Here is a 16,379-nt window from a genome sequence, read left to right on the forward strand (position 1 = left end):
CCGGAGAGGGACTTGCCTGACCTCAAAGGAGAAGATCCGGCGTGCGCGACAGAGGCTACGCTGGGCAGCGTCTCGTACCGCCTTCACCTCGTTGAGTGGGGAGATGCAATCACTCAACAATTCAAATGATAATTATTACCATTATCGTTGTCAAGCGTTGTCTCGGCTTTATGATGGTTGCCCGATCAGCCTTTCGCTTGCGAGGCCAGCAGTTGACCGTTGAGCTGATTGATCTTGGCCGCCAGCTCTTCCACCAGGCCCAGGCAGATCTGGGGTTGCAGCTCAACCAGGTCGGCGAACTCCTCCTTGCGCACGGCCAGTACCGTGCAGTCACTCACGGCCACCACAGACGCCATGCGCTTCTGACGGGTGAACACCGCCAGCGCACCGAAAATCTCGTCCGCCTGAATCTCTCCGACCTTCACGCCATCGCGCAACGCGTGGGCTTCCCCTTCGAGCAGGGTATAGACCCGGTCGGCCTCCGCGCCCTGCTGAATGATGGTCTCTCCGGCCTGGAAGTGCATAAAGCCGGCCGAGGGCTGGAATTCCGCCCGGATTTCCTGGGCCAGGGCTGCCCGGTGAAAGGCGTTGGCACAGATCAGGTAGCGGATAAAGCGGGTGGGGTGGCGTCCAGTGATATCCACGAGGCGGTAGGGCTCCATGGTCAGGGGGCCCGTGGTCCCGTAGACGCCCTGTTCGCAATCCAGCGTCGGCAGACCGATGAGATCACCGGCGCTCAAGCGCACTACCTGTTTGCCACCAACCCGGTAATAGGCCTCGCCGTCAGTGATCAGCCACACGGTCTGATTGTCGCTCTCGGCCAACAGGTCATGGTTGGTGTTGTGGTTGACCGGAGCACCGCACGGGCTCAGCGAGGCCATCAGTTCCGCGCCGGCTTCATCGAGCTGGGCGGCGCAGTCAGTGATGGTATCCGACTGCTTATGGGGCAAATACATAGAACCTCCAGAATTGACTGCGCGCCTCGCCGGCAATGCCGGAACTCAGGCTTCGCTTAGCGTATCCTGTTCGGCCTCGATCACCAACTGTTGTTTCAGGTCCGGCGACAGGTCGTTCCAGTGAACATCCATCAGTGCACCCTGAAGCGCATAGAGCATCACTTTGGAAACATTGATGTCGCGGGCTTTGATACGACGATAGGCTTCAACGGCGCCGATTTCGCGTAGCTCGGCATAGCTGTTGATGCCAATGGCGTGCAGAATGTTTACCGTCGCCATCCCCAGGTTTTTGAGCTGGAGTAATTCACTATGACTGGCGGTCATACGGGTTACGCTCCATTCTTCATTATGATTATGGTTGTGATATTGTCCCAATGCAGTGCGTGCCATCCGGTACACAAAAGCCACTGCATGAGTCCAATAGTACCGGTTTAAACCGCGAGCGCAAAACATTTCCGCGCATTGGCGCATTTTACAGTCGTGGGGGCCAAACATTGACACAATCGGCGGATAATATCCCCGGAAAACGCCCGGCAGACGACTCGCCTGCCTTGGAAACTCTGACGCCAGAGCAGCTCTGTGGGCGCGATGAATCAGCGCTGGTAAGCTGCCCTTGGGGAAGCGGTTTGATTCATCGGGACCTCTACCACCCTCTCATGAGGTTGGCCGAGGCGGCCGAGGGAGCCGGGTTCACGCTGAAGTTGGCCAGCGGCTATCGTGGCTTTGATCGCCAGTGTGCCATCTGGAATGCCAAGGCCGGGGGCGCACGACCGGTGCTGGATGAGCAGGGAGCGCCGCTCGACACCGCTGCGCTGGATGAGTTGGCACTGGTCCATGCGATATTGCGCTGGTCGGCCTTGCCGGGGAGTTCGCGCCATCACTGGGGAACCGATATTGATGTGTATGATGCCGGTGGCCTGGCGGAGGGTGAAACCGTGCAACTGACCCGTCGGGAAAGCGAACCCGGAGGGCCATTCGAGGCCTTTCACGACTGGCTGGATGGGTACCTGACGGGCCCGGATAACCCCGGTTTTTACCGGCCCTACGATCGGGACCGCGGTGGCGTGTCGCCGGAGCCCTGGCACCTGAGTTATGCGCCCTTGGCGAACCGTTACGCCAGGGCGATGACGCCCGAGGTGTTGGCGAATTACTTGCAGACCGAATCGTTTGCGTTAAAGGAGACCGTGATGGCGCACCTGCCCGAACTGTTCCAGCGTTACGTGACCGTGCCCCCGGGGCCGGAGCCCTCCCTGTGAGCTCGCCTGAAGCGTCCCCCCAGTTTTCGTTGCTCTCGCAACGGCGTTTCCTGCCGCTGTTTCTGACCCAGCTTGGCGGAGCCTTCAACGATAACTTTTACAAAAGCGCGCTGCTGATGCTGTTTACTTACGGCGGCATTGAGCGCTGGGGGCTGAGTATCGACGTCATCAATAATCTGGTGGCGGCGACCCTGATCATACCTTTCCTTTTGTTCGCCCCCATTGCCGGCCAGTACGCCGACAAATTCGAAAAGTCCCGTTTTATTCGCGGAATCAAAGTCGCCGAAATCGCGATTATGTCGCTGGGGGCGGTCGCGCTCTGGCTGAACAGTGCCGCGCTGTTATTGCTGGTCCTCTTTCTGACCGGGACCCAATCGGCTTGCTTCAGCCCGCTCAAATACGCGATCCTGCCTCAGCACCTGTCGGCGGAGGCGCTGACCGGAGGTAACGGCCTGATGCATACCGGCACGTCCCTCGCGATTTTTCTGGGCATGATTGCTGGCACCCTGGCCCTGAGTGTGGCCGGGGGCTACTGGTGGGTGGCGGCGGGCGCACTGTTGGTTGCCTGGTTGGGCTGGCGTGCCAGTCTGCGGATTCCGCCGGCGCCCTCGGCGGACCCGGAGTTACGCCTGGAGGCCAACCCTTACAAGCAGACGCTGCGAACGCTGGCCTGTGCGCGGGAGAACCCGATGGTGTTCTGGTGCATCATTGGCAATTCCTGGTACTGGTTTCTGGGCTCGGTGTATCTGACCCAACTGCCCAACTTTACCCGCAGTGTGCTCTCTGGCGCCTCGCTGGTGGTCAGCCTGCTGTTGGTGCTGTTTCTGGTGGGTATCTGTATTGGGGCCCTGCTGTGTGCCCGCTTGAGCCGCGGGCACATCGAACCGGCACTGGTGCCCTTGGGGGCGCTTCTGGTGTTGGTGTTCGGGGTGGATCTGGCCCTGGCCGGGCAGTCGTTCGCGGCGGCACATCCGGCGGTCGAGGGGGCCTTGCACCCCTTGGCATCCATGGCCGAGTGGCCCCGCGCCTGGCGTGTGGCCGCCGATGTGTTGATGCTGGGGGTGGCCGGCGGTCTTTACGTGGTGCCGCTGACTGCTTTGATCCAGGAGCGCAGCCGTCCGACGCACCGGGCGCAGGTGATTGCGGCCGGTAATGTGATCAACGCCCTGTTCATGGTGGCGGCAGCGCTGGTGGGACTCGGCGCTCTGGGCGGCCTGGGGCTTTCCATCCCCGAGCTGTTTCTCACCGTGGCGGGGCTGCATGTCCTGCTGTGTATTGGGGTGTTTATGAAGCAGCCTGAATTCCTGATGCGGTTTCGCGCGCGCTTTGTGCCTGTGCGACAATAGGATGTCGTGACAACAGACCGGATACGGCGAACTCAGGAGAATACACTTTGCCTTTGACCCAGCTCACCGATGAACTCTGGCACTCCATTCGGCGAGAAGCCCAGGCGGCTTCCGAGGAAGAGCCGGCGCTGGCGAGTTTTTATCACGCCACCCTGCTCAATCACGACAGTTTTGCCAGTGCCATGAGCTTCCACCTGGCCAATAAACTTGACAGTCAGGCGGTCCCGGCGATGATGATCCGGGAAGTGTTTGAGGCAGCGATGGCCGAATCGCCTGAGATCGAAGCGGCCATGCGCGCCGATATTTATGCGCACTGTGAGCGAGACCCGGCTTGCGAGAAATACTCCACGCCCTTTCTGTTTTTCAAGGGGTTTCATGCACTTCAGTCCTATCGATTCGCTCACCACCTCTGGCTGAAGGGGCGACGGGGCTTGGCGCTGTATCTACAGAATCAGATCTCTGAGGCGTTTGGCGTGGATATCCATCCGGGTGCCCGCATCGGCAGCGGCATTATGATTGATCACGCCACTGGGGTAGTCATTGGAGAAACGGCCGTCATTGGCAATGATGTCTCCATGTTGCACTCGGTCACCTTGGGCGGTGCCGGTCGGCTCAGTGGCGATCGGCATCCCAAAGTGGGGCGGGGTGTGCTCATCAGTACCGGGGCCAAAATTCTCGGAAATATCGACATCGGCGAATGTGCAAAAATCGGCGCCGGCAGCGTGGTACTGCATCCGGTGCCGCCCCACACCACCGTTGCGGGTGTACCGGCACGGGTGGTGGGACATCCTAAAGGGGACGTGCCTGCCAGGGATATGGATCAGGAACTGAACGGGGCGGGTTCGGACTGACTATAGAGCACGGGCACGCGGTGCCTGGTGCCGGAGCTCCCCATCCTGCAACCATTTGAGAACGGATTGGCGGCTTTCCAGCATCGTCCGATAGGTTTCAATCACCGGCCGGTTGGGGCGCGATTGAGCCTCCAGGGCGGCAATGCGGTCGCTGAGGAAAGCAATGTCCTGCTCCACCTTGCGCCGAACCTCGTTCGCCTGTTTCAACTGGCCGTGAGACACCAGTTGCGGACGTGAATAGGCGTTCATAAGCTACCCTCCAAGGTTGTCCGAATCAAAATCCGGACCTTCAGTATTGGCCGAATATTGATCAGCCGCCAGCATTATCAGAGACTGTTTTGTCACTAAAGAAGGGGGTTTATATTGCGGGTGAGCATAGGGCTGATTAAGATCGGGGTATGACAATCCCTGTATCATCGTAGTTTTCACCTTATGGAGCCTGGCATGGCGGATGAGCGGTTCGATCTGATCTTTAGGGGGGACATTGTCCTCGGGCAGCCGCTGGCAACGGTCAAGGAGCGTCTGCAGCAGTTGTTCAAAGCCGACGCGGCGACCATTGAGCGGCTGTTCACCGGCCGACCGGTAGCGGTCAAGCGCCGACTGGACCGGGCCACGGCGCAGAAGTACCAGCAGGTCCTGCAAAAAGCCGGAGCCCTGGTTGAGCTCATGCCAGCCCGGAACGAGGCGGAGGCTGGCAGACCGTCTAGCCGCCCCCAGCGTCCGGCGTCATCAGGCCTCAGCCTTGCCCCGGTGGGGCCTCTTCTGAAGCCCTCCGAGCGACCACGTTTGACGCCGGTGTCGGTGGATATCAGTGGGCTCAGCCTCCGCCCGGCACAGGGACTACTGTTGGATGCCAGCGAGAGAGCCTCGGCCGAGGTGAAGGAGGTACCGATACCGACGTTTGAACTGGCCGAGCCCGGAGAGGATTTGCTTCCGGAGCATGAACGGGCCGATCTGCCGCTGATGGCGGTGGAGCCGGATGATTGGGGCCTGGCAGACGTCGGTGCCGAACTGCTGCAGGCTGACGAGCGGGCGCCGGAGCCGCCACCAGTGGCGGCGCCCGACTTTGAGGTGGCGCCGGTGGGTTCCGATATGGGAGAGCTGAAACGAGATCGGGCGCCTGTGGCGCCCGATCTCAGTGGTCTGCGACTGGAAGGAGAGGGTTAGCCCTCCTTCTTGTACAGTTCCACAGAGTCCAGAATTTCCTGACGAGCCGCTTCGGCGTTGGCCCAGCCATCAATCTTGACCCACTTGCCTTTTTCCAGATCCTTGTAGTGCTCAAAGAAGTGGCTGATCTGATTCAGGGTCAGCTCGGGCAGATCTTGAGCTTCTTTCACCTGGCTGTAGATCGGCGTGACCTTGTCGATCGGCACGGCCAGGACCTTCGCGTCTTCCCCGGATTCGTCGGTCATTTTGAGCACGCCAATCGGGCGGCAGCGAATGACCGAGCCGGCGGGCAGGGCGTGGGGGAATACCACCAGCACATCCACCGGATCGCCATCGCCGCACAGGGTGTGGGGCACGTAGCCGTAGTTACAGGGGTAGTGCATGGAGGTGCCCAGCAGGCGGTCCACGAAAATCGCGCCGCTGTCCTTATCCACTTCGTACTTGATGGGCTCGCCGTTCATCGGAATTTCGATGATGACGTTGATGTCGTCGGGCAGGTTTTTGCCGGAAGCTACCTTGTCAAAGCTCATGGGTTGATGATCCTACTGGTTCAATGAATGAAAAAGCGGCGGGATTTTACCACAGTTCCCCGAAGGACCCACTCACACCCAGTAGAAACCGCCAATCAGGAGCATGGCCGCCGCCAGAACCACCAGCCAGAGCCACAGCTCCTGACGGCGCTCCTGATAGGTGGGTTCCTGCCGGTTCCCCGGTGAGGTGGGGCGGGTTTTCCAACGGCGGGGCTTGTCGTCCAGGGGCTTCTTCGGGCGTGGCTCCGGGGGGCGATTGACCGTGCTTGTGGCCCGCAGGCGGGTGCGCTCCCGGTCCCCGGACGGGCTGACCACCTTGAATGTGTAGACATCGAGGCGCAACTGATCGCCGCCGTGGGCCAGCGCGTCGGTGACGGGCCGGTCATTGAGGTAGGTGCCGTTCACCGATCCCAGGTCCTTGATGCGCAGGCTGCCGCCCTGAACCCTCAGTTCGACGTGGCGGCGGGACAAGTGGGTGCCTGGGATGACGACATCGCACTGATTGGAGCGTCCGAGCACCACCGTGCCCTCACTGGGGATTTCATAACTCTGTCCGGCCAGCCAGCTGCCGCTGGCGACCAGACGCCAGGGGTCGGCGGGGTTGGTTCCGGGGTCAGGCGCGTCGGTGGGGGGCAGAACGTCGAAGGCGACCGGGCCCAGGCGGATCTCGTCGCCGGGCAGAATCTCTTTCTGGGTAATGCGCTGGCCATTGACGAAGCAGCCGCTGGGGCTGTTGTTGTCCTTGAGGAAGATTTTGTCGGCGGTGGCAATGAGCCGGGCCTGGAGTGGAGCAATGCCATCATCCGGCAGAATCAGGTGGTTATTGCTGTCGCTTCCAATACTGTACAGTTTTTCCGCCACCCAGAAGGCGGGTTGTCGCTGATCCTTGAACTGGAGCTTGAGCATAACCTCTTCCATCTCGAGCGAATGCGGTCAATGCCCGATTATATCGGGTGTTTTCCTGACTTTACCATAACCCGGTTGGCAAATCCGGCCCGAGAACGTAAAGGAATGTTGTCCTGTGCACCGCTTGCCCCGGTGGTTTCGGGTACACTGTCACCCCCTGGCCCTCAATGGATTTTAAGGTTCACCTATGCTGAAAATGCTTGATGTCCTGTACCGGACGACGGTTCTGCGCCACCCCGGCATTGCCCTGGCGACTGTGGTCCTGCTGGCCGCTGTGGCGGCGGCGGGCTTGCCCAACCTTAAGCTGGATGCGTCGGCGGATTCGCTGACCCTCGAAAATGATCGGTCGATCGATTATTTTCGGGAGATCAACCAGCGCTACCAGAGTGGCGATTTCCTGGTGGTGACCTACAGCCCCGAAGCCGAGATGTTTTCCGATGAGTCTATCGACACGCTCAAGGCCCTTCGGGATGACCTGGCCGAGGTGGACGGCGTGGCCAGTATCAACTCGATTCTGGATGTGCCCCTGCTCTACAGCCCGATGCGCCCGCTGTCCGAGCAGCAGGAGTCGACACGGACGCTGTTGACCGATGGCGTAGACCGGGAAGCGGCCAAAGAAGAGTTTCTGACCAGCCCCATCTACCGCGACACGCTGCTCAGTGACGATCTGGAAACCACGGCTATCCAGTTGAACCTCGAGGTAAACAATCGCTACCTCAACCTGGCTCGAAAGCGCGATGCCCTGCGGGCGAAGGCTTCTCAGGGTGAACTCGACGAAGGGGAAGCCCAAGAGCTCGAGGCGGTGAGCGAGGAGTTTCGGGCCTATCGCACCGAGCTGACCGAGCGGGATCACGCCCGGGTGGAAGAGGTTCGGGATATTCTCAGTCGCTACGAAGACCGGGCCGAGTTGTTTCTGGGTGGCGTGAGCATGATCACAGCGGACATGATCGCCTTTATCAAGAGCGATCTGGTGGTGTTTGGCAGCGCTATTTTGGTGTTCATCATTGCCATGCTGGCCATCATCTTCCGGCAGTGGCGCTTTGTGATTCTACCCTTGTCGACCTGTGTGCTCTCTGTGGTCTTGATGTTGGGCTGGCTCAGTTGGATCGACTGGCGCATGACGGTCATCTCTTCCAACTTTGTCGCCCTGCTGCTGATCATGACCCTGGCACTGACCATTCATCTGATCGTGCGTTTTCGAGAGCTACACCGACAGTCGCCCGAGGCGCCCAAGGACGAGCTGGTGCTCACCACCGTGCGCTTTATGGCACGGCCCTGTCTGTATACGGCCCTGACCACCATTGTGGCCTTCGTCTCTCTGGTGGTCAGCGATATTCGGCCGGTGATCGATTTCGGCTGGATGATGACCATCGGTCTGAGTGTGGCATTCGTGCTGGCGTTCGTGGTGATTCCGGCCGGACTGATGCTATGGCGTAAAGGGGAGCCCAAAGACAAGGGCGATCAGTCCGGGGCCTTCACTCTGATCTTCTCCCGGTTTGCCGAGCGCCACGGGGCGCTGGTGATTTTTATTGCCCTGACCGCCGCACTGGTCAGCGCCTATGGCAGCACACGCCTGGAGGTGGAAAACCGGTTTATCGATTACTTCCATGAAGATACCGAGATCTACCAGGGCATGTCGGTTATCGACAAGCAGCTGGGCGGTACCATCAATCTGGACATTATTCTTACCAAGAGTCCGGAGGAAGAAGCCGCTGGAGAGGACGATCCGTTCGCCGAACCGGAGCAGGAGGCCGACCCTTTTGCGACGCCGCAGAGCGACGACCCGTTTGCCACTGAAGGCGATCAGGGAGAGGCCAGCAACGACAGCGTCTGGTTTACCCGCGCCGGACTGGAGCAGGTTCAGTCGCTGCACCAGTACCTGGAATCGCTCCCGGAAATCGGCAAGGTGAATTCCCTGGCCATCGCCTATGAAGTGGCTTCCGATATCAACGGCGGGCGGCTCAATAATTTTGAGTTGGGGGTGATGCGCAATGCCCTGCCGGACAACATCAAACAGGTGCTGATTGAGCCTTACCTGTCGGATGAGCACAACGAGGCCCGTATTTCTCTGCGGGTCCAGGAAACCAGCCCGGAACTCAAACGCACCGAACTGGTGGAGAAAATTCGCACGCATGCGGTGCAGGAGCTGGGCTTTGAGGAAGACAATATCCGCTTTACCGGCATGCTGGTGTTGTATAACAACATGTTGCAGAGCCTGTTCAGCTCCCAGATTGTGACCCTGGGGGCGGTCTTCATAGGCATCATGGTGATGTTCCTGGTGCTGTTCCACTCGCTGACCATTGCCATCATCGCCATCCTGCCCAATATGTTGGCGGCGGGGGTGGTGCTTGGCGGCATGGGGCTGGCGGGTATACCGCTGGACATGATGACCATCACCATCGCTGCCATTACGGTGGGCGTCGGTGTCGACCATGCCATTCATTACCTGTACCGCTTCCGCAATGAGTTTTCGCAGCGGAAGAATTACGTGGACTCCATGCACGCTTCCCACGGATCCATCGGCCGCGCCATGTACTACACGGCGGTGATCATCATCGTCGGGTTTTCGATACTGGCGCTGTCGGAGTTTATCCCGTCCATCTATTTCGGGTTGCTCACAGCGCTGGCGATGTTTGCGGCCATACTGGGGTCTCTGACGCTGCTGCCCAAGTTGATCTTGATGACCAAGCCGTTTGGAAAGGAAGGGGAGTAATATCAGTAACAAAAAAACCCGGCCTGAGCCGGGTTTTTTCTGGGAGGTTTTACTCCGCGAGGTTAATGGTCACGCTGCTGATCGTTACCGTGCCCGCGCCGCCGCCGTTGGTTTGAACGCCGACTTGCGCGGTTTGGCCATCCGGAATGGTTGGCGCATTGTCATTTTCCAGTGTTGCAGGAATGGTGCAAGTAAACGTCTGCTCTCCCAACGCCAAATCGCCGTTGCCAATCCAGCAGAAGTGGTAGTCCCAGCTTGCATAATCTTTCAACTGAAAGAAAGGCTGCAAGTTGGCGCCGCTGTCGATAAACGCCTGATCAACTTCATAGGTAAACACGATGTCCGCGCCAGCATAGTCTGCAGGGCCTGCAGGGTCGAATACCATCTGATCGCTTGCCGCTTCTGGTTGATAGCTGACGCCAGCTTCGCTATAGCTGACCGTTAAGTCACCGCTTGCACGCCAACCGCTAGTCATGTCTACAGTGATTCCGGAGTTGGTTTCTTCACCATTACCTTCCGGAAGGTCGATCTCTACTTGTTTGATGAGCGCGACATCGGCTTCACCACCAGTGATGGGACCGACCAGCTGTACGCCGATGCGCATGGCATTTTCTAGCTCTCCGGCTTCGTAGGTGATCAGGTTGTCGCCGGCGACCAGGCCAGTGGTTGTAATGCTGCCAAATACCTGATTAAAGGGATCAGCGTTCTGCTGGATATAAGGCTGTACACCAATACCACCTTCGACCTGAGCTTCGGTCAGGGTAACTATCATGCGCACAGTGGCGTTGCTGATTACGTTGGTGGTTATGCCCATGGCTTTCGGACGGTTACCGCCCTCATCGGCGTTGTCCCAATCAGGGGTGATCACCAGCGCTCCGGCATCCGCGTCGTGGCTGACCGCTGAACCGGCGCTGCCGTCGTTGGTCCAGCCCTGTACATCGCTGTCAAAGGTAAAGCTTTCATCACCGGTGGCCAGAGGCTCAAGTGTCACGGGCATGACCGGTTTTTCCTCGACGGTAATCGCCTCGGAGGAAATGATGGCATCATCGATATGCAGGGTGTCATTCAGCTCAAGAAAACCCTCGGCGCTCTGGATCTGAACGCCCATCCGGTTGATTGCGGTCAGGTCAAAGCCCTCGTTGGCAAAGCCAAAGTCGTCAAGGGCGATGCTCTCAAGATAGAAAGTGTTCCAGCCGGCGGTCGTCGTTGTGTACCCGATGTAACCTTTACGGTCGGACGCATCCTGGAAGAATACCTGGGCGATCATGCCGGAATGACTCACGGGCACAAAGAGGTTCAGGTGGGCAAATCCGCCACTCAGGTCAGCGATTTCCGGATCAATCGGCGTGGACACTTCGATCTCGTCGCCCGCCGTAAGCCAGTCGGGCGTTACGTCCATGGCCTGAGCGTCAGCGTTATAGGCGAGAGTGGTCGTGGCGTTGCATTCGGCGCTAACACACACGGCCTCCCAGGAGTCGATGTCGGTTTCAGCATCGAAGGTCACGCTCACCCAGGGTTCTACCGGAGGCTCTTCTTCCGGCTCCTCTTCCTCTTCTGACTCTTCATCTTCGCCAGCATTAAGGTCTTCCGGTGGGTTGAGAACGATACGGCTCTGATCGTCTTGATCGTCGCCGCCGCAAGCGGAAAGTGCAAACACTGCACACAGTGCAATCATGAATTTCTGTAACATCGTGTTGTTCCTCTATCGTTATTGTAAATGGTGAGAGGCTTGATGACTGTCGGGGCCAGGGGCCACTCACAGAGCCAGATAGCGACGTGACCCGGCGCTGAAAACGCTGGCCACTCCCAGGCTGGTTCACTAAACATAGCACACAAATGTTCTAAAAGACTATAAGTCGTCTCAATAATTTTTTGCTATTTAGACGCCACTTTTTATAAGGCTAAATTCGCTTTATACGGGAAGGTCGGTATTGCGGGCGGGAGTACTCAAAAACAAAAAAACCCGACTCTGAGCCAGAGCCGGGTTTTTTATTTACTTCAGGTGTTGCCGGTCTTTTATTCGACCGTAATGGCACGCAGCAGAATCGGTTCTGCTTCCGCTTCCCGGGTTTCAAGTCCGGCGCCCTGCAGCTTCAGTCCCACGCGTTGCGCGGTAGGCTCAGTGGGCACTCCGGTCATGACCCGCTCGAACCGGTACCAGCCATCACCCAGATCTTCGGCCGCGGCGACGGCGATGTTGCTGCCATAGTTGCCGGTGTAGCTGCCGCTGTTCTGCTGGATGAAAATCTGCAGTGCCAGGCCCGGGTTCTCGGTGGTGTAGTAGTCGCCGAGGTAGAGTTCTACACCCACGGTCGCGCCTTCAAGATCTGGCAGCTCCCCTTCGCCCGCGACGTACATGACGGTGCGCTCGCCTTCGCTGTACTGCTCGTCTGGATCGGTCACTTGCCAGTTGGGGGCGATACTCAGTGCGCCCTGACCTGCATCGAAGGAAAGCTCAGCTGCGCCGGCGAGGCCTTGCCAGTTGTCGACATCCCAAGTTCCGGCATCAATGGCTTCCTGAGTCGGTGTGATGGTAAACGGACCCGAGTCGCCGCTGCTGGAAACAATGTTGATCTGCATGCTGTTGATGGTGACGCGACCAGCGACTTCGTTTTTCACCTGCAGGCCGACACGGATGTTCTGGCCTTCTTCAGCGACAAACGCTTCGTTTTCGGTAGCACAGGTCACTTCATAGGGTTCGCCTGCGGTCAGTGAGCCGTTGCCCACGTAGCAGCCGAATTCGCCGGTATAGCTGCCGAAATTCTGCTGAATGATGGGCTGGACATCGGCACCAGAGTCTTTGAACGCCTGGTCGACGGTAAAGGTCATGTCGAAGCTGCGACCGACGAGGTCCACCGGACCTTCCAGCAGATAAACCAGCTTCTGATCGGCTGCGGTCGGCTCGTAGTAAACGCCGCCTTCGCCGTCACGCTGAACGGTCACTTCGCCGGGCGCGTCCATCACGGTCCATGCTTCGTCATCCGCCTCAACGATCAGCGGGCCGGTTCCGGAAGCCGGAGTGACGGTCACGTTGTCCAACCAGAGCTGGCCGACGACATCGGTGGGTTTGCCATTGGCGGCAAAGGCGACACCGAATTCGTTGACGTTGCGCAGCTCAAAGCCGTCGGAGTGGGTGAGGAAGGTGCCATAGTCTACCGACTCGTTGCCTTCATCGTCGGTAACGGTCTCGCCGGTTCCGGCCATCATTTCCCACATTTCGATGCGGTTCCAGCCAGCCTCGACCTCGAAGGCACGGCTGTAGGCGGTGCCGCCAGCGGCGTTGCCCAGAACCAGGTGCGCCGCCAGGTTGCCATCGCTGACATAGGCGTCGGTGACAAAGACCCAGGCGCTGATGTGTGAGCCTTCCAGGTCATTGACTTCATCAATGGGGCTGAAAACTTCCAACTGGTCTTCATCGCTGGCCCAAGCGGGCTCAATGGCGAGGACTTCCTCGGACTCATTCCAGCTCAGCTCGGCAGTGGCGTTGCAGGTTTCAACGCAACGGCTGGCCCAGCCTTCGGCCTGTGCAGCTTCGTTAAACGGAACAAATGTCAGGATCCGAGGTTCAGCAGGCTCCTCGGGTTCTTCTGGCTCTTCCGGTTCTTCGGGATTGTCGGGGTTCTGGTTAGGCAGAGTGTCCGGCCCCAGATCAAGGTCCCCGCCACAGGCGGAGAGCACAAAAATTGTGCAGAGCGCGATGAGCAGTTTTTGTAACATATCTAAACCCTCTATTATTCTAGTCTTTAGCGTAAGTTGACCGAACTCGGCTGGCTTGCCGCCATCTTTCTTGCGGTCTTCCCCCGGGGCCCGGCGGGGTATGTTGGGGCCAAAAGCCCTCGGAGAGACTGCATGAGCGATAACATAGCACACAAATGTTCTAACTGACCATAAGTCGCGTAAAATTTTATGGTCATAATGACGATATTGTTATGCCAAAACCGCTGACAACGCCATAAGAGATGTGAAAAAAGGCGGGGAGGCCCCGGCGGACAGGGGCTGGAAGGTTATAACTTGAGCGACAGTCGCTCGTTGGCCGGCTGCAGGCTCTGCACTCCGGCGAGGTTAAGCGTCAGGTCCAGCAGCTCGGCCCAGGGGTCGGCCTGACGCATCCCCTTGATGGCCCGGTCGATGCCGTTGGCTTTGCGCAGGAGTTGTTGCAGTTGACCCGGAGAGAGCCGACGCAGGGCGGATTGTACGAGGGGTTGGCGTTTATTCCAGATGCCGGCGGCCTGGGCGGCCCGCTCGAACGGAATGCCTTGCGAGGCGGCCTGGGAAATCTGGACCAGCGCGCGTAGGTCCCGGGCCAGAGCCCAGAGTAGGGCAATGGGCTCAGTACCTTCCACTTTCAGCCCCTGGAGCGATTTTACGGCCCCGCGGGCGTCGCCGTGCAGGGCCTTGTCCACCAAACCGAAGACGTCATAGCGGGCGCTGTCGGCGACCACCGTGGCCATGAGTTCGGTACTGATTTCCGGACTGTCGGTCAGGAGTTTGAGTTTTTCGACCTCCTGGGCGGCCGCCAGCAGGTTCCCTTCGACGCGGGAGGCCAACAGGTCGATGGCTGCCGAGTCGGCGGTGAGGCCTGCAGCTTTCATCCGCTGGGCGATCCAGCGGGGCAGTTGGGCGGGGGTGACCGGCCAGACCTGCACGTGGCTGCCGCTGTCCTCCAGGGCCTTGAGCCACTTGGCTTTCAGCGCGTTGCGATCCAGTTTGCCGGTGACCACCAGCAGGAGATTGTCTTCCGACGGCGCCTTGGCGTACTCCTGCAGCACTTTGCCTCCCTTGTCGCCGGGTTTGCCGGTGGGCAGGCGGACTTCCAGAATCTTCCGGTCGGCGAACAGCGACAGGCTGTTGGCGGCGCTGAGCAGCTGAGTCCAGTCAAAACTGGCGTCGGCATGATAGAGCTCCCGTTCCCCGAACCCCTGGGAGCGGGCGGCGGCGCGAATCTGGTCACAGGCTTCCTGGACGAGCAGGGGCTCATCACCACTGACCATATAAATGGGAGCCAGGCTTTTATTCAGAGCCTGACCGAGTTGTTCAGGGCGTAGTTTCGCCATTGGGGGTCTCATCCGGAGCGTCGGGTGCGTCGGAAACCAGTCCCTCGGCTTGTGCCGCATTGATCGCGGCCTGCAGTTGGCGGAGTATCTGCTGAGCCAACTCGGTGCGCATCTCCCGGGTCAGCAGCACTTCTTCCTGGGCGCTGCTGCCGGCGCTGCCGGAGCTGGCGTTGTAGGAGCGGGTCACGCTGCTGACCAAGCGGGTGGCGATGGGGATGCCGCGCTGGTCCAGCACGTCAAACTCGGCCCTCAGGGTGAGCTCGTAGGCGCTGGCCAAGGCATCGCTACCAACGGCGGCGACCCGCTTGTCCACCAGCTCCCGATTGACCCGCAAGGTATACCGGGCCTCGGTCGGTGAGTCGGTGAGCCGGATATCATCCGCCGACAACCGGTTGCGCAACTCGACCATGAGCGCGCCATAATCGTCCGGGCTGGTCAGGTGCAGGGTGTCTGTCAGGCTGGAGAGGGCGACGGAGCCGCGCAATTGCCAGCCACAGGCGCCGGTCAGCAGTATCAAAACAGCAATCATCATTGAGCGGACAGACATTGAGGCCCCCTTGGCACTCGCGATCGCGCTGGGCGGGAAACTCCCGCCCGGCAGGACTCAGTTGGCGACGATATTGACCAGTTTGTTGGGTACGACAATCACCTTGCGTACCGTCACCCCGTCGAGAAAGCGCTGAACATTGGGCAGGGTTTTGGCTTGCTGCTCGATGTCGTCTTTGGGGGCGTCAACCGGCGCCTGCATCTTGTCCCGTACCTTGCCGTTGACCTGAACCACGATTTCAATGCTCGAGCGGGTCAGGGCGGACTCATCCAGCGCGGGCCAGCGGGCGTCCAGCGGAATATCCTGGTGCCCCAGTGCCGACCACAGCGCCTGGGTGATGTGGGGCACGATGGGGGCGAGCAGCAGGACCGAGGCTTCCAGTGCCTCGCGCTCCACCGCGAGCCCCTCCGGGGTTGCCCGATCGGCCCGCTTGCCCACTTCGTTCATCAGCTCCATCACCGCCGCAATGGCGGTGTTGAAGGTCTGGCGACGGCCGTAGTCATCGCTGACCTTGGCGATGGTTTCGTGGGTTTTGCGGCGCAGATCTTTCTGGCTGTCCGGCAGGGTGTCGGCATTCAGGTCGCCCGGCTCACCAGCCTGCAGGTGGGCGTGCACGGTTTTCCAGAGCCGGCGCAGGAACCGGTGGGCACCCTCCACACCGGAGTCGCTCCACTCCATGCTCTGCTCCGGCGGAGCGGCAAACATGGAGAACAGACGCACGGTGTCGGCGCCGTATTGTTCAATCAATTCGCCCGGGTCCACGGTGTTGCCTTTGGACTTGCTCATTTTGGCGCCGTCTTTGAGCACCATGCCCTGGCAGAGCAGGCGGTCGAACGGCTCGTCGCAACTGACCAGGGCCTCATCGCGCATCAGCTTGTGGAAGAAGCGGGCGTACAGCAGGTGCAGGATGGCNNCTTTGTCGTACTGCGGGCAGGTATAGCGGGCGTAGTACCAAGACGATTCCATAAAGGTGTCAAAGGTGTCGGTCTCCTTTTCCACTGCCTGGCCGTCGAGTTCCGCCTTACGCCATTCGGGGTCGGCCTTGATCGGCGA

General features: G+C 59.6%; 15 protein-coding genes. 5 read left to right on the forward strand and 10 right to left on the reverse strand.

The window, feature by feature from the left end; genetic code table 11:
* Positions 1 to 185 precede the first annotated feature (185 nt).
* Together B3187_RS07480 and B3187_RS07485 are read right to left on the reverse strand one after the other, a co-directional pair.
* Entirely contained in the window at positions 186 to 956 is a 771-nt protein-coding gene (locus tag B3187_RS07480) for a cyclic nucleotide-binding domain-containing protein (protein WP_024460907.1), read from the reverse strand.
* Between the two features lie 45 nt (positions 957 to 1,001).
* Positions 1,002 to 1,280 carry a TfoX/Sxy family protein gene (locus tag B3187_RS07485; protein WP_024460906.1) on the reverse strand — a complete coding sequence of 93 codons (279 nt, stop codon included), beginning with the start codon at positions 1,278 to 1,280 and terminating at the stop codon, positions 1,002 to 1,004.
* Positions 1,281 to 1,582: 302 nt separating this feature from the next.
* Between B3187_RS07485 and B3187_RS07490 the strand changes: the two genes are divergently transcribed.
* Genes B3187_RS07490 through cysE form a run of 3 tightly spaced genes read left to right on the forward strand, consistent with a single transcriptional unit; the run spans position 1,583 to position 4,409 of the window.
* Positions 1,583 to 2,212, forward strand: coding sequence for a M15 family metallopeptidase (locus B3187_RS07490; protein ID WP_170162873.1), 630 nt, complete (start codon positions 1,583 to 1,585; stop codon positions 2,210 to 2,212).
* Positions 2,209 to 3,558 carry an MFS transporter gene (locus B3187_RS07495; RefSeq protein ID WP_286805486.1) on the forward strand — a complete coding sequence of 450 codons (1,350 nt, stop codon included), beginning with the start codon at positions 2,209 to 2,211 and terminating at the stop codon, positions 3,556 to 3,558. Before B3187_RS07490 ends, B3187_RS07495 begins: the two co-directional genes overlap by 4 nt.
* Positions 3,559 to 3,611: 53 nt before the next feature.
* Positions 3,612 to 4,409, forward strand: a complete 798-nt coding sequence (gene cysE / locus B3187_RS07500; RefSeq protein WP_286805505.1) for a serine O-acetyltransferase — start codon at positions 3,612 to 3,614, stop codon at positions 4,407 to 4,409.
* Here the strand turns inward: cysE and B3187_RS07505 are convergent, their stop codons facing one another.
* Positions 4,410 to 4,658 carry a hypothetical protein gene (locus B3187_RS07505; protein ID WP_286805487.1) on the reverse strand — a complete coding sequence of 83 codons (249 nt, stop codon included), beginning with the start codon at positions 4,656 to 4,658 and terminating at the stop codon, positions 4,410 to 4,412.
* Positions 4,659 to 4,853: 195 nt separating this feature from the next.
* On the opposite strand from B3187_RS07505, the gene B3187_RS07510 reads away from it, so the two are divergent.
* On the forward strand, positions 4,854 to 5,576 hold the full coding sequence (locus tag B3187_RS07510; RefSeq protein ID WP_286805489.1) for a hypothetical protein: 723 nt from the start codon (positions 4,854 to 4,856) through the stop codon (positions 5,574 to 5,576).
* Here B3187_RS07510 and ppa read toward each other — a convergent pair.
* Positions 5,573 to 6,106 carry an inorganic diphosphatase gene (gene ppa, locus B3187_RS07515; RefSeq protein WP_024460900.1) on the reverse strand — a complete coding sequence of 178 codons (534 nt, stop codon included), beginning with the start codon at positions 6,104 to 6,106 and terminating at the stop codon, positions 5,573 to 5,575. The genes B3187_RS07510 and ppa overlap by 4 nt on opposite strands.
* 72 nt (positions 6,107 to 6,178) lie before the next feature.
* Entirely contained in the window at positions 6,179 to 7,012 is an 834-nt protein-coding gene (locus B3187_RS07520; protein ID WP_286805490.1) for an FHA domain-containing protein, read from the reverse strand.
* A gap of 187 nt (positions 7,013 to 7,199) precedes the next feature.
* Here B3187_RS07520 and B3187_RS07525 point away from each other — a divergent pair, with 187 nt between their 5' ends.
* The gene (locus B3187_RS07525; protein ID WP_339619582.1) at positions 7,200 to 9,725 is read left to right on the forward strand and encodes an efflux RND transporter permease subunit; all 2,526 of its coding nucleotides are present in this window, start codon (positions 7,200 to 7,202) and stop codon (positions 9,723 to 9,725) included.
* A gap of 49 nt (positions 9,726 to 9,774) precedes the next feature.
* Here the strand turns inward: B3187_RS07525 and B3187_RS07530 are convergent, their stop codons facing one another.
* The 5 genes from B3187_RS07530 to B3187_RS07550 all read right to left on the reverse strand — a co-directional run.
* On the reverse strand, positions 9,775 to 11,415 hold the full coding sequence (locus B3187_RS07530) for a family 15 carbohydrate-binding domain-containing protein (protein WP_286805492.1): 1,641 nt from the start codon (positions 11,413 to 11,415) through the stop codon (positions 9,775 to 9,777).
* A gap of 326 nt (positions 11,416 to 11,741) precedes the next feature.
* Positions 11,742 to 13,442, reverse strand: coding sequence for a family 15 carbohydrate-binding domain-containing protein (locus B3187_RS07535; RefSeq protein WP_286805494.1), 1,701 nt, complete (start codon positions 13,440 to 13,442; stop codon positions 11,742 to 11,744).
* Between the two features lie 287 nt (positions 13,443 to 13,729).
* The gene (holA, locus tag B3187_RS07540; protein WP_286805496.1) at positions 13,730 to 14,779 is read right to left on the reverse strand and encodes a DNA polymerase III subunit delta; all 1,050 of its coding nucleotides are present in this window, start codon (positions 14,777 to 14,779) and stop codon (positions 13,730 to 13,732) included.
* Positions 14,760 to 15,326 (reverse strand): LPS assembly lipoprotein LptE, encoded by a 567-nt coding sequence (lptE, locus tag B3187_RS07545; RefSeq protein ID WP_123637976.1) that lies wholly within the window; start codon positions 15,324 to 15,326, stop codon positions 14,760 to 14,762. Before lptE ends, holA begins: the two co-directional genes overlap by 20 nt.
* A 57-nt stretch (positions 15,327 to 15,383) precedes the next feature.
* A partial coding sequence (locus B3187_RS07550; RefSeq protein WP_286805498.1) for a class I tRNA ligase family protein occupies positions 15,384 to 16,379 on the reverse strand: 996 nt, incomplete at its 5' end.

Origin of the sequence: Marinimicrobium sp. UBA4209 (assembly GCF_002381585.1) — a bacterium.
Lineage (GTDB): Bacteria > Pseudomonadota > Gammaproteobacteria > Pseudomonadales > Cellvibrionaceae > Marinimicrobium > Marinimicrobium koreense.

Coding starts and splice junctions, on each gene's coding strand:
- B3187_RS07480 (WP_024460907.1), bottom strand. CDS start 956: ATGTATTTGCCCCATAAGCAGTCGGATACCATCACTGACTGCGCCGCC.
- B3187_RS07485 (WP_024460906.1), bottom strand. CDS start 1,280: ATGACCGCCAGTCATAGTGAATTACTCCAGCTCAAAAACCTGGGGATG.
- B3187_RS07505 (WP_286805487.1), bottom strand. CDS start 4,658: ATGAACGCCTATTCACGTCCGCAACTGGTGTCTCACGGCCAGTTGAAA.
- B3187_RS07510 (WP_286805489.1), top strand. CDS start 4,854: ATGGCGGATGAGCGGTTCGATCTGATCTTTAGGGGGGACATTGTCCTC.
- ppa (WP_024460900.1), bottom strand. CDS start 6,106: ATGAGCTTTGACAAGGTAGCTTCCGGCAAAAACCTGCCCGACGACATC.
- B3187_RS07520 (WP_286805490.1), bottom strand. CDS start 7,012: ATGCTCAAGCTCCAGTTCAAGGATCAGCGACAACCCGCCTTCTGGGTG.
- B3187_RS07525 (WP_339619582.1), top strand. CDS start 7,200: ATGCTGAAAATGCTTGATGTCCTGTACCGGACGACGGTTCTGCGCCAC.
- B3187_RS07530 (WP_286805492.1), bottom strand. CDS start 11,415: ATGTTACAGAAATTCATGATTGCACTGTGTGCAGTGTTTGCACTTTCC.
- B3187_RS07535 (WP_286805494.1), bottom strand. CDS start 13,442: ATGTTACAAAAACTGCTCATCGCGCTCTGCACAATTTTTGTGCTCTCC.
- holA (WP_286805496.1), bottom strand. CDS start 14,779: ATGGCGAAACTACGCCCTGAACAACTCGGTCAGGCTCTGAATAAAAGC.
- lptE (WP_123637976.1), bottom strand. CDS start 15,326: ATGTCTGTCCGCTCAATGATGATTGCTGTTTTGATACTGCTGACCGGC.